The sequence below is a fragment of the Streptomyces sp. NPDC054866 genome, from assembly GCF_053610745.1.
Genome location: NZ_JBSGZA010000002.1, coordinates 702,496 through 717,708 on the forward strand (window position 1 = coordinate 702,496; position 15,213 = coordinate 717,708).

Consider the following 15,213-nt stretch of genomic DNA (forward strand, 5'->3'; position numbering starts at 1 on the left):
TGCGGGCCGCCCCTCGCTGGGCGGCTCTGCCCTTGCAGTCAACCGAGAGGCAGGCGAGCGAACCCTTGCCGGCAGCCGCCCCCGTCGCACCCGTAGCTCCGCAGACCCAGGCCCCTCCGTCCGCGCACGCCTCGGCGGACGTCACCGTCGTCGACCCGGCGCTGGTCAAGCGGGCGGTGAAGGCGGCCGCTCTCGGCAACGCGATGGAGTGGTTCGACTTCGGCGTCTACAGCTACATCGCCGTGACGCTCGGCAAGGTCTTCTTCCCCTCGGGCGACCCCACGGCCCAACTGCTCTCCGCCTTCGGCGCGTTCGCGGCGGCGTTCCTGATCCGCCCGCTCGGCGGCATGGTCTTCGGCCCGCTCGGCGACCGCGTCGGCCGCCAGAAGATCCTCGCCCTCACCATGATCATGATGGCGGCGGGAACCTTCGCGATCGGCCTGATCCCTTCCTACGCGTCCATCGGCGTAGGAGCCCCGATCCTCCTTCTGCTGGCCCGCCTGGTGCAGGGCTTCTCGACGGGCGGTGAGTACGCGGGCGCGTCGACCTTCATCGCCGAGTACGCCCCCGACAAGAAGCGGGGCTTCCTCGGCAGCTGGCTGGAGTTCGGCACGCTCGCCGGCTACATCGGCGGGGCGGGCCTGGTGACCGTCATGACGGCCCTCCTCTCCACGGAGGATCTCCTCTCCTGGGGCTGGCGCGTCCCGTTCCTCATCGCGGGCCCGATGGGCCTGATCGGCCTGTACCTGCGGATGAAGCTGGAGGAGACCCCGGCGTTCGCCGCGGAGCTCAGTAAGGCACACAAGGACGAGCAGTCCCGCCCGAAGGTCCGCCTGCGCGACATGGTCCAGGGCCAGTGGAAGGCGCTGCTCCTGTGCATGGGCCTGGTCCTGGTCTTCAACGTCACGGACTACATGCTGCTGTCGTACATGCCGAGCTACCTGACGAGCGAGCTCAAGTACGACGAGACGCACGGCCTCATGGTCATCCTCGCGGTGATGGCGCTGATGATGTGCGTCCAGCCGTTCGCGGGCGCGCTGACCGACCGGGTGGGCCGCCGCCCGGTGATCGCCGCGGGCTGCGTGGGCTTCCTGCTCCTCTCCGTCCCCGCCCTGCTCCTGATCCGCCAGGGCTCGCTCTGGGCGATCGGCCTCGGCATGGCGGCGCTCGGCCTGCTCCTGGTCTGCTTCACGGCGTCGATGCCGTCGACACTCCCCGCCCTCTTCCCGACCAAGGTCCGCTACGGCTCGCTCTCCATCGGCTTCAACATCTCCGTATCGATCTTCGGAGGCACGACACCGCTGGTGGTGACGGCACTGATCGGAGCGACGGGGAACATGATGATGCCCGCGTACTACATGATGGCGGCGGCCGTGGTGGGCGGAATCGCGGTGTGGTTCATGACCGAAAGCGCGGGCAGGCCACTGCCGGGTTCGCGCCCGGCGATCGAGCTAGGCTCTACCGCCCCGGCGGGATCAACCACCCCGTCCGGCAAGCGGTAAACAACGGACCTCCGCGGGATCAACCAGCCCGTCCGGCGCTTGAGGACGGGATCAACCAGCCCGTCCGGCGCTTGAGGACGGGATCAACCAGCCCGTCCGGCGCTTGAGGACGGGATCAACCAGCCCGTCCGGCGTTTGAGGACGAACTCGGCGGAGCCGGTGATGAGGGCACGCAAGGCCCCCGCGCCAGAGCGGGTTTTCGGGAAGGGGCGGGGTTGGGGAAAGCCCCGCAGGGACCCGCCCCTACCTCGGCACCCCCGCAGGGCTCGGCACCCCCGCCTGCCACCCCACAAACAACGGCACCTCCCCACCCCCATCAAGCACCACAACCCCGAACGGCCGGTTAAAGGCGATCCACTCGATCCGTCGAGGGACATACGGAGCCCCACCAGGAGCCATCGGCACAGCCGTAACCGCCGCCGCCTCAACCCCCTCCTCCGCAACCTTCACCACGGCCTCCTGCACCACCTGCGATATCGCAAGCCGCTCCGGCGACATCCCGGAGAAGTCGGCCCCCTCGCTCATGGCCCACCGCACACCCAGCACCGCCAACTGCTCCGTCGCGTCGACCCGCGTACGCAAGGACATCCGCGGCAACGCCATATTGATCTGCTCGGCGTCGATCCCCGTCCACCGGCCTTCCGGCGCCCACGCGAGCGGCAGCACCTCGGCGGCCCCGGCTCCCGGCTCACCGAGCACGAACCGCACCCGCGCAGGCGCCCGCCCGTCCTCCGACCGGCACTTCAGCTCGATGACACTCGCGCCGCCCACCGTCCAGGCACAGTTCAGCGGAACGGGCCGGTGCATCGTGGGCACCCGGTGCCGCACGCCCAGCGCGTCCGTGAAGTCCTGATCGCGTGTGCCCGCCCCCTCGAAGGGGATCTCCCAACGCGCCTTGAGCGCAAGCGCGTTGACCAGCACCAGCAGCACATCCGGAGTGATCACCACCGGCAGCCGCTCGATGAGCCCGTCCGTCGCCTCCCGCACCCACGCGTCGATGCCGTCCGGGTCCATCGGCCCGAATCCCACGTCGGGCAGCGCCTCCCGATAGGCGCGGTACACCGGAACCCGGCTCCACACCCGGGTGGCGACGGCCACCGCGTCCGTGCCGGCGAACGCCCGCGCGGCTGCCGTGACCGCACCGGCGGCCTCTTCACCCGCCACGCCGAGCAACTCCCGCAGCTCCCCGGCGGTCTCCTCCCGCGCGCCCACCGCGACGGCGGCCAGCGCGAGCCACAGCCCGGCGGGTGAGCACACGAAGTCCCCCGCACCCGCACCGTCACTGCGGCCCTGCCCCGGCCCGCCCCCCGAGCCAGGCGAAGCCATCAGCGGCAGCCACCGCTCGGCAAGCCCCCGAATCGCCGACGCGGGCAGCATCTGCCCCGCCCAAGTCCCAGCCTCAGCCCCGGTTCCAGCCCCAGCTCCAGTCCCGGTCCCAGCCCTCGCCCCGTACGTCATCTCAACCCCCGCAGCCCACAGCCCTCGTACCGCCATCACAGACCGACAACCCCAGTATGCGAGTCACCACTGACAATCGACCCCCACCCCACTAACATCCTTAGCGAACCTAACGAACACCAGGAAAGGCCCCCATGACCCAGCAGCAATGGACCGCGGTCGACACGTACTTCACCGATCTCCTGACCCCCGCCGACGAGGCCCTGACCGCGGCCCTGCACGACAGCGACGCCGCCGGTCTGCCGCAGATCAGCGTCGCGCCGAACCAGGGCAAGCTGCTCCAGCTCCTCGCCCAGATCCAGGGTGCGCACCGCATCCTCGAGATCGGCACGCTCGGCGGCTACAGCACCATCTGGCTGGCCCGCGCCCTGCCCGCGGACGGCCGCCTGATCACCCTGGAGTACTCCCCGGTCCACGCCGACGTGGCCCGCGCCAACCTCGCCCGTGCCGGCCTCGACAAGCTCACCGAGGTCCGGGTGGGCCCGGCACTCGACTCGCTGGCCGCGCTCGTAAGCGAGGAGGCGCCCCCCTTCGACCTGGTCTTCATCGACGCGGACAAGGCCAACAACCCGCACTACGTGGAGTGGTCGCTCAAGCTCACCCGCCCCGGCAGCCTCATCATCGTCGACAACGTCGTACGGAGCGGAGAGGTGGCCAACGCCAACTCCACCGACCCCAGCGTGCAGGGCACTCGCAAGGCGCTGGAACTCTTCGCCAGCCACCCGAAGTTGAGCGGAACGGCGCTGCAGACGGTGGGCACAAAGGGCTACGACGGCCTGGCGCTTGCCCGAGTACTGGACTGAGTACGGGACCTCAACCCATCAACCCTCCACGTAGAACCCGACGTTCACGCTGCGAGGCCCGGCCCGGTCCTGGATGACGACGTCACCGGAACCGCCCCGGGGCAGCGGCGCCGACCCCCCGTACTCAAGAGGCGACGGCACCCCGCCCACGGTGAGCCGCACCTCCGACGAGGGCTCGGGATGTGACCCGCGCAGCCAGGTGAGCCTCCAGGTCCCGTCGGGCCCGCAGCGGAACTCCAGATGCGTACGCGACACGAACAGCCAGTCATCGGGCGGCACAAGACGGCACACGCTGCGATCGCGCCCCACCCGCAACGCGGAACCCGGTGCGCTCGGCGCGTCAGCCATGAGCATGCCCGCCGTCGCCCCCTCGTCCGCCCCGGACACGCAGGCCATGGTCAGCTCCAGCACGTACGCTCCCCCAGCTCTCAGCGGTCAGAACGCGCGGCGGCCGCACACGCCCCCACGCCGCCGCATCCTATGGCGCACCTCACGCGACCGCACCGGGCCTGGAACAATGAACCCATGACTGAACGGAAACCACCTGAGGTCAGCTTCGAGTCATGGATCGACAAACAGATCCGCGAGGCCGAGGAGCGAGGCGACTTCGCCACCCTGCCGGGCTACGGCAAGCCGCTCCCGAAGGGCCTCGACACCTCCTCGTACGACGAGCAGTGGTGGATCAAGCAGAAGATGGCCCGCGAAGGCCTCTCCCACCTCCCCCCCGACCCTCGCCCTGCGCAAGGAGGCCGAGGACGTCCTGGCCGCGGCCCCGGACGCCCCCTCCGAACAGGCGGCCCGCAAGCTCGTCACAGACCTCAACACCAAGATCCGCGAGGCCCTGCGCATGCCACCCCCGGGCCCGCCCCTGGGCCTGAAGCCCTTCGACGTAGAAGAAGTGGCCCACACCTGGCGCGAACGCCACCCGGCCTGAACGCACGGGGGGCATGCGCGAGGATGGGCGCATGAGCATCGTAAAGATCAACGTCCTGACCGTGCCCGCCGAACAGCGAGAGGTCCTGGAGAAGCGCTTCGCGTCCCGCGCCGGCGCCGTGGAGAACTCGGACGGCTTCGAGTGGTTCGAGCTTCTCCGCCCCATCGAGGGCACCGACGACTACCTGGTCTACACGCGCTGGCGTGACGAGGAGTCCTTCAAGGCCTGGATGGAGGGTCCGATGAAGGCCGCGCACCAGGGTGGGGGTGCAGGCGGCGGCGAGCGGCCCAAGCCCGCGTCCAGCAGTGCCGCGGTGTGGTCCTTCGAGGTCGTGCAGCAGGCAGCGCCCAAGAGCCAGTAGCCGCTGGACTGAGCGGAAAACCGGTACCGGCGCCCCCGCCCCCGTGGTGCCATGGGCCCCATGATGTCCACCGACCGGATACTCGCCTTCGCGGCCATGTCGTTCCTGCTGATCGTGATTCCCGGGCCCAGCGTCCTGTTCGTGATCGGGCGGGCGCTGGCTCAGGGGCGTCGCGCCGCGCTGACCTCGGTGGTGGGGAACACGGTCGGCGCGTACGTGCTCGTCGTGGCCGTCGCGCTCGGGGTCGGGTCCGTGGTCGAACGCTCCGTCGTCGTCTTCACGGCGCTGAAGCTCCTGGGCGCCGCCTACCTGGTGTACCTCGGGGTCAAAGCGGTGCGCCAACGCGGGTCGCTGTACGCCGCGTTCACCGGTGACGCTCCCGCCCACAGTGGGCTGCGTACGTTGTGGGAAGGGTTCGCGGTCGGTGTGGCCAACCCCAAGACCATCGTCTTCTTCGCCGCCGTGCTGCCGCAGTTCGTCGACCGCGAGCAAGGGCACGTCATGTTGCAGATGCTGGTGCTCGGCCTCGTCTTCAACGCCATCGCCCTGGCATCCGACAGCGTGTGGGGCCTGGTCGCGGCCACCGCGCGCGGGTGGTTCGCGCAATCGCCGCGGCGGCTCTCGATGGTCGGCGGAGCCGGCGGGCTCACCATGATCGGGCTCGGCGTCAGCGTCGCCGCCACAGGGCGCAAGGACTGAGCAGAGGCGCCTGGGTGGGAGTAATTCGCTTGCGGGGTACGGCAGTCGCCTCCCGAGAATGGCCCCCATGATCCCTATCGATCCCCGCGCCGGAGCGAGACCCGCCTCCTGGACCGTCGCCCCCGAAGCCGTCGACTCCCCTGTCGCCGCGGCGCTCTGGCGCGCGTACTACACAGAGGTGAGCGACCGGTACTACCTCCTCCACGAGGGGCGCAGGACCGACCCCGCGGAGCTGGAGCGTGAGATCGCGGCGGAGACGGGCGACGACCTGCGCCCGCCCACCGGCACACTCCTTGTCGCCCGGTACAGGGACGAGCCCGCAGGGACCGCCGGAGTACGGCTCATGGGCGACCTGAAGGGTTTCCGTACCGCTGAGCTCAAGCGCGTCTTCCTCCACGAGGACATGCGCGGCAAAGGCGGCGCCACGCTCCTCCTCGCCGCCGCCGAGGACGCCGCCCGCGCCCTCGGTGCCGAGCGGATCATCCTCGACACGCGCCTCGATCTGGTCGAGGCCAGAGCGCTCTACGCACGGCACGGCTACGAGGAGAGCGAGCCGCTCACCGAGCGGATGTACGCCGAGTGCTGGTACGCCAAGAAGCTGGCCCCTGCGGTCAGTTGATCCGGACTGAGCGGCGTTGCGGCGCCGCTCAGGCCGCAACGCCGCGCTGTGGTGGCCTGCCGGACCTGCCAACAGGCCTGCCGCCAGACCTGCCGCCGTGCGGACCGTTGTGCGGCTGTTCGGCGTCCGAGCCGCACATCTCGGCGCCGAGTTCCTCGACGAGCTTGACCAGGTCGGTGGGCCGGTCGGGGCCCCACCAGTCGCCGAGCAGCTCGGCCAGGGACTCCTCGCGGGCCTTGGCCAGCTTGGCGACGGCCACCCGGCCCTCGTCGGTCAGACGCAGGCCCATGCCCTCGCGCCGGGCGAGGTGGCGCTCCTCGACCTGGCGGGACGCGGCCGTGATCACGGACAGCGGCACGGGACTGCGCTCGGCGAGCACCGCCGGTTCCACGTGGCCGTGACGGCTGATGCGCAGGAGGAGCCAGCTCGCACCGGGCAGCAGGTCGTAGCCCGCGCGCTCGGTGATGCGTACGTAGATCTCGCGACGCCCCTCCCGCGTGCCGAGGACCGACAGCGCCCGCGCCACCTCGTCGTACGACGAACGCTCGACGGGATTGCTGGCGAGCGTCTGCGTCGGATCGGGCGCCATGACCGAGCCGCGCAGCTTGTCCTCGCGCAGGAACCAGGCCAGGACGAAGGCGACCAGGGCCACCGGCGCCGCGTACAGGAAGACGTCCGTGATGGACGAGGCGTACGCGTGCACGACGTCCGGGCGCAGCGTCGGCGGGAGTTCGGCGATGCCCCGCGGGTCGGCCGTCAGGGAGTCCGCGCTGACGCCTGGCGGCAGTTGCTGGCCCGCGACGGCGTCGGAGAGCTTGGTGACGAGGCGGTTGGCGAAGATCGTGCCGAAGATCGCGACACCGAACGAGGCTCCGATGGAGCGGAAGAACGTCGCGCCGGACGTGGCGACGCCCAGATCCCCGTACGGAACGGCGTTCTGCACGATCAGTACCAGGACCTGCATGACCAGGCCGAGCCCGAAGCCGAAGACGAAGAAGTAGGCGCTCATCTCGCCCGTCGAGCTGTTCTCGTCGAGCTGGTGCAGCAGGAGCAGGCCGAGAGCCGTGACCCCGGTGCCCGCGATGGGGAACACCTTCCAGCGGCCCGTGCGGCTGACGATCTGGCCGGACGCGGTCGACGAGATCAGCATGCCGATCACCATCGGCAGCATGTGCACACCCGACATCGTCGGCGAGACGCCCTGGACGACCTGGAGGAACGTCGGCAGATAGGTCATCGCGCCGAACATCGCGAAGCCGACCACGAAGCTGATGATCGCGGAGAGCGTGAACGTCCTGACCCGGAACAGTTTCATCGGGATGACCGGTTCGGCCGCCCTGCGCTCGATGACCACGAAGGCCACGGCGAGCACGACGCCGAGCACCGCGAGGACGATGATCTGCGGCGAGCCCCACTCCCAGGTGGTGCCGCCGAGCGAGGCGACGAGCACGAGGCAGGTGGCGACGGCCGCGATGAGGAAGGTACCGAGGTAGTCGATGACGTGCTTCGTCGAGCGCACCGGGATGTGCAGGGCCGCTGCGATGACGACGAGCGCGACGACACCGATCGGAAGGTTGATGTAGAAGACCCAGCGCCAGCTGAGGTGCTCGGTGAAGAGGCCGCCGAGCAGCGGCCCGAGGACACTCGTCGCACCGAAGACCGCACCGAACAGGCCCTGGTACTTGCCTCGTTCGCGCGGCGAGACGATGTCACCGACGATCGCCATCGACAGGACCATCAGGCCGCCGCCGCCGATTCCCTGGAGCGCGCGGAAGCCGATGAGCTGCGGCATGTTCTGTGCCATGCCGCAGAGGGCCGAGCTGACCAGGAAGATCACGATGGCCAGCTGGAACAGCTTCTTGCGGCCGTACTGGTCGCCGAGCTTGCCCCAGAGCGGCGTCGCGGCCGTGGCGGCGAGCAGGTACGCGGTGACGACCCACGACAGGTGCTCCATGCCGCCGAGCTCGCTGACGATGGTGGGCAGCGCGGTGGAGACGATGGTCTGGTCGAGGGCGGCGAGCAGCATGCCGAGCAGCAGCGCACCGATGGAGACCAGTACGCCGCCGTGCGCGTGCTCGTCCGGTGGCCCGGGGACGGGATCTGGCTCCGGCCCCACGGGGCGGGCGCTGACGTCCTGCGTCATGGACACCTCCTGAGGGCTCCTGCGTGTCCTGCGTGTCCTGCTGTGTGTGCTGCGGGGGCTCTCCCTCTCCATCCTGGTCCGTGTGACCCGTTATGGCCTGTTGAAGCCAGGGTCTGCATAATCGCTGGAGTTCTCTAGGGGTGGGGTACGACGAGTGAGCAGCAAGGAAAGACGTCCGGACGGCGCCGAGGGCCACAGGGACGGTCAGCGATGTCCCGAGTGCGGTACGTCGCGGGAGCCGGGCAGCGCGCCTGCCTGCGGCTGTACGGAGCGGGCCGCCGACGCGGCGCGTGACGTGAGGTCCGCGGACGCCGCCGCCGCGGAGGACTTCGATCCGCTGCGGATACGGCCGTACGTGACGCTGCCGGAGCCTGGTCCTGCGGAGGCGGGGGAGGAAGCTCTTGAGCCGGGGCCGGCTCCTGTGCCCGTTCTTCCACCGGAGGCTGTGGGTCCGCCGCGGTCGGCGGATGTGGGGCTTTTCGCGCCCGGCGGACCGGATTCGGCCCTTTCCCCGCCCTCCCCGCCCCCTCCGCCGTACGACGACGAACCGGAGCCGCGGCGCGGCCGTACCGGCCTGTACGCGGGGGCGAGCGCGGCGGTGGCCGTGGTGGCCGTCGCGGTGCTCGCGGCGGTACTGCTCTCGCCCGACAAGCCGCAACGGGAGCAGGCGATGCCGGACGTGCCGACACGTGCGGCGACCGCCGCCCCGTCCGGCTCCGCCACGGAGCCGCCGCCGTCGACGGCTTCCCCGTCGCTTTCAGCGCCCCCGTCCACGTCCTCGTCCGCGCCCGCGTCGCCCGAGGCGAGCCCCTCCGCGTCCCCGTCACGCTCGGCCTCGCCCAAGCCGCGGTCCACCCCGCCTCCGAGCCGCTCGACAGCGCGGGCGACGGGTTCGGTGGAGTCGGCGACGCCGAGGGCCGAGGGAGTCCTGAGGCGTGGGGACAAGGGCCCAGAGGTCAAGGAACTCCAGCAGCGCCTGCAACAGCTGTACCTCTACATGGGCGAGGCCCACGGCACGTACACCACCCCGGTCGCGGACGCGGTGACCCGCTTTCAGTACGCCCGGGGGACGCAGGGGGATGGCGAGGGGGTCTACGGGGAGAGGACGCGGGTGGCGCTGGAGCGGGAGACGAGGGAGCCGTAAGGCGCGGGCGCCTGGCCCACACCGGCTTCGGCAGCTCCGGTTGCCTCACGTCTGCCGCCGGGGTTGCCTCTCGTCCGCTACCGAGGCTGCCGCCCCGGCGGCTTCACGCCTGCTACCGAGGCTGCCTCTCGGCTGCGGGTGCGTGGGGGCTGGGCGCGCAGTTCCCCGCGCCCCTGACGGGGCCCGCTCAGCAGGGCGGTCCGCCCTTGTCCGCTACCCCGCCGACGTCCCGCTGCCCCGCCGCCCAAAAACCGTGCGCCCCACACCGGCTACGCCAACCCCCGCCGCCTCACGTCTGCACGTGCGTGAGGGCTGGGCGCGCAGTTCCCCGCGCCCCTGACGGGGCCCGCTCAGCAGGGCGGTCCGCCCTCGTCCGCCGAAAACAGTGCGTCCCACACCGGCTACGCCAACCCCGACCGCCTCACGTCTGCACGTGCGTGGGGGCTGATCGCGCAGTTCCCCGCGCCCCTGACGGGGCTCGGCTCAGCTCGCAGATCAGCCGAACGTCAGCCGAAGCGCCCCACCCGCAACCGGCTCGACCCGGACCTGCGTCAAGTCGTCGACATGCACAGTGGGCCCGAACTCCCCCGCCCGAGGGCCGATCCCCACGACCCGCATACCCGCGGCGAGCCCCGCCGCGATTCCCGCCCCGGAGTCCTCGAAGACGACGCAGTCAGCGGGGTCGAAGCCCAGCTCGGCGGCCCCCTTGAGGAATCCCTCAGGGTCGGGCTTGCTCGCCCCCACGCTCTCCGCGGTGACCCTCACCGCAGGCAGCGGCAGGCCGGCCGCGGCCATCCGCCCGGTGGACAGGGGCACATCCGCGGACGTCACGAGCGCATGCGGCAGCCCTTCGAGCGAGGCCAGGAAGGCGGCGGCTCCCGGCACGGGAACGACACCCTCCATGTCCGCGGTCTCAGCGGCCAGCATCTCGCGGTTCTCCGCGTAGTTCTCCTCCATGGCCCGCTCCGGCAGCAGCACCGCCATCGACGCGTACCCCTGGCGCCCGTGGACGACCTTGATGACCTCGTCGAAGTCGAGCCCGTGCCGCTCGGACCAGCGCCGCCAGCAGCGCTCGACCACCGCGTCGGAGTTGACGAGGGTCCCGTCCATGTCCAGGAGGAGGGCCCGGGCGGTCAGTACAGAGGCAGTCTCAGCCGTCATCGACGTACTCCAGAGCACAGAGGGGGCTTCACGGACTCCGCGGAAGCAGAGCGGAGGAAGCGCGGAGGAAGAGCAGCGGAAGAATCAAGGCGGCTCCGCCCGCCGGTCAGGGAACACGGGCGGAGCCACTTTGTTCCTCTACGATACAAAAAGGGGCCACCAGACGCCAGCACCGCAGGTCACACCCCCACCGGGGCCCCCAGGAAGACCCAGAGCCAGGCCCGACAAGGCCCCCGGCCAGACCCCTCAGGCAATCGCCTCGTACAGGCTCCACACACCGAGCCCCAGCATCAGCAGCGCCGCGATCTTGGTGATGAGCGAGAGCGGAACACGCTTCATCAGCGCCTTTCCGCCGACGATGCCGAGCCCGGCCACCGCCCACAGCGCGAGCACCGCACCGAGACCCACGGAGAGCGGGTCGTCGTACCGGGCGGCCAGGTTCGCGGTCATGATCTGCGTCAGATCACCGAACTCCGCGACGAGGATCAGCATGAATCCCGCGCCGGAGACCTTCCAGAAGCTCTGGTCCTTGGGCTCGCGGACCTCCTCCTCGTCCTCGCCGCCCTTCATGAGCAGCATCGCCGCCCCGCCGAGGAAGAGGACACCGGTGAGGGCGTGCAGCAACTGCTGCGGCAGGAGCGTCAGTACGCTGCCCGCCGCCACGGCGAGCACGACATGGACGACGAAGGCGGCCGCGACCCCGACGAAGACGTACGAGGCGCGGTAGCGCGTCCCGAGGACGAGCCCGGCCAGCGCTGTCTTGTCCGGGAGTTCGGCAAGGAAGACGACGCCGAAGACGAGCGCCATCACGCTGATGCTGATCAAGATTCCTCAATCGGTCGAGGCTGCCCCACCGAGAGCATTCTGTACGTCACGTACGTACGACACCTCGGCACGGCAGCGCACACGGACGTACACGGTCGTGTACGTCGGGCACTGCTTGCCGAAGGTCTCGCTGGCCGGCCTCGTCCACCGCGGTCATCGCGGTCCATCGCGATCCATCGCGTGGATGACGGGGCCTGCCTCCGGGCGCCGGCTCAGGCGAGCTGAGCAGTATGTCGACGGTCCGGCGAAGAGCTACTCCCCTTCTGCGCCATCCATCGTACGGGACGCCCACGCACCCCGGACCAGGGCCTTTCGACCCCCCGGAACCAGGGCCTTTCGACCTCCGGCACCAGGGGGCCTGCCGCCCCCCGGAAAAGTGATCCGCGCCACACCTGGCAGCCATTTCGACACCTCCGCACCAACTCCCGCACAGATGACCGCACATGACACAGCGCCAGAACTCTTGAACTGACCACCTGATTGACGCGACCCTGTCACCTGACGCACATCCACCGGAAACCCCACCGCGTCAGCATGGCCGCCCCAACGGCCAACATCCCCCCACATCAAGGGAGTTCGTATGTCCGCTGTCTACGCGCGTCGACGCCTCGCCACTCTCACCGCCCTGACCGCGCTGGCCTCCGCGGCGGCCCTTCTCACCGGGGCCCCGGCCCAGGCCGCTCCCCCGGCGCCGGTCTCCGCCGCCACCGCCCGCACCTACCTGGGCCAGCTCACCGAGAAGGCCGAGGGCTCGTCCGACGGCTACAGCCGTGAGAAGTTCCCGCACTGGAAGACCCAGTCCGGCACCTGCAACACCCGCGAGGTCGTCCTCAAGCGCGACGGCACGAACGTCCAGCAGGACTCCAGCTGCGCGGCCACTTCGGGTACGTGGAAATCCCCGTACGACGGCGGCACCTGGACCGCGGCGTCCGACGTCGACATCGACCACGTCATCCCGCTCTCCGAGGCCTGGAAGTCCGGCGCGAGCAGTTGGACCACCGCCCAGCGGGAAGGTTTCGCCAACGACCTCAGCCGCCCCCAGCTGATCGCCGTCACCGACAACGTCAACCAGAGCAAGGGCGACCAGGACCCGGCGGAGTGGATGCCGCCGACGACGTCGTACCACTGCTACTACGCCCGGATGTGGGTGGACGTGAAGCACCACTACAACCTCACGGTGAACGCGGAGGAGAAGACCAAGCTGTCCTCGGTCCTCAGCGGCTGCTGAAGTCACCGCATCCTCAAGAGTTGCTGAGGTCACGGGCCTGTAACCAGCGGGAATCCCCGGAACCTCCCCACTGGCCTCCGTCGTTCCGTACCGTACGGGGCGACGGAGGAGAGTGATCATCGTGGCACGGCTGCGCCTGGGTCCACTGCTGAGGTATGTCGACGGTTCGACGGCGACGGTCTGGGTCGAGACCGACCGCCCGTGCACCGCCGAAGTGCGGTGCGCCGACGGCGCCAAGGGCACGGCGAACACGTTCCAGATCGCGGGCCACCACTACGCGCTCGTCCCGGTCACCGGGCTCCGTCCGGGCACCGAGACCACGTACGAGGTGCGGCTCGGCGACAGCGGTGGCCCCGTGTGGCCGCTGCCGGGCTCGCCCTTCCCGCCGAGCACCATCCGCACGCCGGGCGAGGGCGACGACGAGGCGCTCCGTGTCACCTTCGGGTCCTGCCGCTGGGCGGCTCCGCCGAGCGACGAGCACGACCCCGTCGGACCCGACGCCCTGGACACCCTCGCCGCCCGCATCGCCACCGGCACGGCGGCCGACCGCCCGGACGTCCTGCTCCTCCTGGGCGACCAGGTGTACGCGGACAACACCTCCGAGGCGACGCGGCGCTGGCTCGCTGCCCGCCGGAATCTGAACGACCCGCCGGGCGACCAGGTCGCGGACTACGAGGAGTACACCCACCTCTACTACGAATCGTGGCTCGACCCCGAGGTGCGGTGGCTGCTCTCGACCGTGCCCAGCTGCATGATCTTCGACGATCACGACGTCATAGACGACTGGAACACCAGCGCGGCCTGGCTCGCCGAGATGCGGGCGACGCCGTGGTGGCGTGAGCGGGTCCTGAGCGGCCTGATGTCGTACTGGGTCTACCAGCACATCGGCAATCTGCCGCCCGCGGAGCTGGAGCGCGACGAGCTGTACGCCCTGCTGCGCGCGACGCCGGACGGCACGGACGCGCTGCGCGCCTTCGCCGCGGCCTCGGACGCCGATCCCAGGGCGACCCGGTGGAGCTACCGGCGGGACTTCGGCCGCGTACGCCTGCTCATGATCGATACGCGGGCGGCGCGGGTCCTGGACGAGCAGAACCGCGCGATGATCGACCCGGACGAGGCGCGGTGGCTGCGCGAGCAGGCTCTGGACGGCGGGGGCGGGGGCGGACACGGGGGCGTGACGGGTGGCTACGACCACCTCTTGATCGGTACGTCGCTGCCCTGGCTGCTGCCGCACCTCATCCATGACGCAGAGGGCTGGAACGCCGCGCTGTGCCGTGGCGAGCGGGGCGCGCGCTGGGCCCGCTTCGGCGAGAACCTGCGCAGGCGCTCGGATCTGGAGCACTGGGCGGCGTTCCCCTCGTCCTTCGACGCGCTGACCTCCCTGATCGCCGAGGCGGGCACGGGGGCGGGGGCCCCGGCGACGGTGTGCGTGCTCTCCGGCGACGTCCACCACGCGTACATCGCGGAACCGACCTGGCCGGGCGGCGGCGGCCCCGACTCCCGCGTCCTGCAACTGACGTGCTCCCCCGTCCACAACTCCATCCCCGCGTCGATAAAGCTGGGCTTCCACTTCGGCTGGAGCAGGGTGGGCAGGGCCCTGGGCCGCCGCTTCGCACGACACGGCCGAACAGCACGGGCAGCGATCAACTGGCGCAAAACGGGCGGCCCTTGGTTCGGCAACCAACTCATGACACTGACACTGCGGGGCCGTTCGGCGGATGTACGGCTGGATCAGGCGCGGGTGGTGAAGGGCGTGGGCGTACGCCTGGAAACAACCCAGGAGTCGAAGCTGTCTTGAACGCGCGGGGTTGGTGGCTTTCGTGAACGCGCGGGGCTGACGGCTTTCGTGAAGTCGCGGGGGCGCGCGGTTTTCGTGAAGCCGCGGGGCTGACGGCTTTCGTGAAGTCGCGGGGGCGCGCGGTTTTCGTGAAGCCGCGGGGCTGACGGCTTTTGCGAAGTCGCGGGGGCTGGGGTAGCACAGGGGTGCACGGGTACGCGGGTCGCACGGAGCCTGCGGGCCTCATAACTCCCGCGCGCTCCAGCCGCCCTGGCGGCGGGGAGCTGTGGGCTCACGGACCTCACACGTCTCGCGCACTCTGGCCGCCCTCGCGGCCCTGGTAGTTGAGGCAGCAGGGTGCGGCAGGGAGTTGACAGCCCCGCGTCAGCCTTCTCCCACGCTGCCTTCGCTCTCGCGAGGCTGGGGGCTCACCGGCCTGACAGGCCTCGCAGCCACACGACTCTCGCGCGCTCCAGCCGCCCTGGCGGCGGGGAGCTGTGGGCTCACGGACCTCACACGTCTCGCGCACTCTGGCCGCCCTCGCGGCCCTGGTAGTTGA

General features: G+C 70.5%; 13 protein-coding genes and 1 pseudogene. 9 read left to right on the forward strand and 5 right to left on the reverse strand.

The annotated features are described in order from the left end of the window. The first annotated feature begins 65 nt into the window (after positions 1–65). A complete protein-coding gene (gene proP, locus ACWGI2_RS11910) occupies positions 66–1,502 on the forward strand; it encodes a glycine betaine/L-proline transporter ProP (protein ID WP_453695082.1) in 1,437 nt (478 codons plus the stop codon). Positions 1,503–1,745: 243 nt separating this feature from the next. Here proP and ACWGI2_RS11915 read toward each other — a convergent pair whose 3' ends face one another. After that, positions 1,746–2,828 (reverse strand): serpin family protein, encoded by a 1,083-nt coding sequence (locus ACWGI2_RS11915; protein ID WP_453695083.1) that lies wholly within the window; start codon positions 2,826–2,828, stop codon positions 1,746–1,748. A gap of 266 nt (positions 2,829–3,094) precedes the next feature. Here ACWGI2_RS11915 and ACWGI2_RS11920 point away from each other — a divergent pair, with 266 nt between their 5' ends. Further along, positions 3,095–3,763 (forward strand): O-methyltransferase, encoded by a 669-nt coding sequence (locus tag ACWGI2_RS11920; protein ID WP_453395322.1) that lies wholly within the window; start codon positions 3,095–3,097, stop codon positions 3,761–3,763. A gap of 18 nt (positions 3,764–3,781) precedes the next feature. Here the strand turns inward: ACWGI2_RS11920 and ACWGI2_RS11925 are convergent, their stop codons facing one another. Then, entirely contained in the window at positions 3,782–4,174 is a 393-nt protein-coding gene (locus ACWGI2_RS11925; protein ID WP_453695084.1) for a hypothetical protein, read from the reverse strand. Between the two features lie 114 nt (positions 4,175–4,288). Here ACWGI2_RS11925 and ACWGI2_RS11930 point away from each other — a divergent pair. From ACWGI2_RS11930 to ACWGI2_RS11945, 4 genes and pseudogenes are all read left to right on the forward strand, one after another. Then, positions 4,289–4,697, forward strand: a pseudogene (locus tag ACWGI2_RS11930) (DnaJ family domain-containing protein). Between the two features lie 31 nt (positions 4,698–4,728). Then, a complete protein-coding gene (locus ACWGI2_RS11935; protein ID WP_453395325.1) occupies positions 4,729–5,058 on the forward strand; it encodes an antibiotic biosynthesis monooxygenase family protein in 330 nt (109 codons plus the stop codon). A 60-nt stretch (positions 5,059–5,118) separates the two neighbouring features. Further along, positions 5,119–5,757: a LysE family translocator gene (locus ACWGI2_RS11940; protein WP_453695085.1), complete on the forward strand. Its 639-nt coding sequence runs from the start codon at positions 5,119–5,121 to the stop codon at positions 5,755–5,757. A 67-nt stretch (positions 5,758–5,824) separates the two neighbouring features. Beyond that, positions 5,825–6,376, forward strand: coding sequence for a GNAT family N-acetyltransferase (locus tag ACWGI2_RS11945; RefSeq protein ID WP_453695086.1), 552 nt, complete (start codon positions 5,825–5,827; stop codon positions 6,374–6,376). 28 nt (positions 6,377–6,404) lie between these two features. On the opposite strand, the gene ACWGI2_RS11950 is transcribed toward ACWGI2_RS11945, so the two are convergent. After that, positions 6,405–8,519 carry a DHA2 family efflux MFS transporter permease subunit gene (locus tag ACWGI2_RS11950; RefSeq protein ID WP_453695087.1) on the reverse strand — a complete coding sequence of 705 codons (2,115 nt, stop codon included), beginning with the start codon at positions 8,517–8,519 and terminating at the stop codon, positions 6,405–6,407. Positions 8,520–8,673: 154 nt separating this feature from the next. Here ACWGI2_RS11950 and ACWGI2_RS11955 point away from each other — a divergent pair, with 154 nt between their 5' ends. Further along, positions 8,674–9,663 carry a peptidoglycan-binding domain-containing protein gene (locus ACWGI2_RS11955; RefSeq protein WP_453695088.1) on the forward strand — a complete coding sequence of 330 codons (990 nt, stop codon included), beginning with the start codon at positions 8,674–8,676 and terminating at the stop codon, positions 9,661–9,663. 495 nt (positions 9,664–10,158) lie between these two features. On the opposite strand, the gene ACWGI2_RS11960 is transcribed toward ACWGI2_RS11955, so the two are convergent. Both ACWGI2_RS11960 and ACWGI2_RS11965 read right to left on the reverse strand, forming a co-directional pair. Then, positions 10,159–10,824: an HAD-IA family hydrolase gene (locus ACWGI2_RS11960; protein ID WP_453695089.1), complete on the reverse strand. Its 666-nt coding sequence runs from the start codon at positions 10,822–10,824 to the stop codon at positions 10,159–10,161. A 246-nt stretch (positions 10,825–11,070) separates the two neighbouring features. After that, positions 11,071–11,649, reverse strand: coding sequence for a TMEM165/GDT1 family protein (locus tag ACWGI2_RS11965; protein ID WP_160504813.1), 579 nt, complete (start codon positions 11,647–11,649; stop codon positions 11,071–11,073). A 580-nt stretch (positions 11,650–12,229) separates the two neighbouring features. Between ACWGI2_RS11965 and ACWGI2_RS11970 the strand changes: the two genes are divergently transcribed. Together ACWGI2_RS11970 and ACWGI2_RS11975 are read left to right on the forward strand one after the other, a co-directional pair. Continuing rightward, complete coding sequence (locus ACWGI2_RS11970) at positions 12,230–12,877, forward strand: HNH endonuclease family protein (protein ID WP_453695090.1); 648 nt, start codon at positions 12,230–12,232, stop codon at positions 12,875–12,877. Between the two features lie 121 nt (positions 12,878–12,998). After that, complete coding sequence (locus tag ACWGI2_RS11975; protein ID WP_453695091.1) at positions 12,999–14,675, forward strand: alkaline phosphatase D family protein; 1,677 nt, start codon at positions 12,999–13,001, stop codon at positions 14,673–14,675. Positions 14,676–15,213: the final 538 nt, after the last annotated feature.

Coding starts and splice junctions, on each gene's coding strand:
- ACWGI2_RS11915 (WP_453695083.1), bottom strand. CDS start 2,828: ATGGCTTCGCCTGGCTCGGGGGGCGGGCCGGGGCAGGGCCGCAGTGAC.
- ACWGI2_RS11920 (WP_453395322.1), top strand. CDS start 3,095: ATGACCCAGCAGCAATGGACCGCGGTCGACACGTACTTCACCGATCTC.
- ACWGI2_RS11935 (WP_453395325.1), top strand. CDS start 4,729: ATGAGCATCGTAAAGATCAACGTCCTGACCGTGCCCGCCGAACAGCGA.
- ACWGI2_RS11940 (WP_453695085.1), top strand. CDS start 5,119: ATGATGTCCACCGACCGGATACTCGCCTTCGCGGCCATGTCGTTCCTG.
- ACWGI2_RS11945 (WP_453695086.1), top strand. CDS start 5,825: ATGATCCCTATCGATCCCCGCGCCGGAGCGAGACCCGCCTCCTGGACC.
- ACWGI2_RS11950 (WP_453695087.1), bottom strand. CDS start 8,519: ATGACGCAGGACGTCAGCGCCCGCCCCGTGGGGCCGGAGCCAGATCCC.
- ACWGI2_RS11960 (WP_453695089.1), bottom strand. CDS start 10,824: ATGACGGCTGAGACTGCCTCTGTACTGACCGCCCGGGCCCTCCTCCTG.
- ACWGI2_RS11970 (WP_453695090.1), top strand. CDS start 12,230: ATGTCCGCTGTCTACGCGCGTCGACGCCTCGCCACTCTCACCGCCCTG.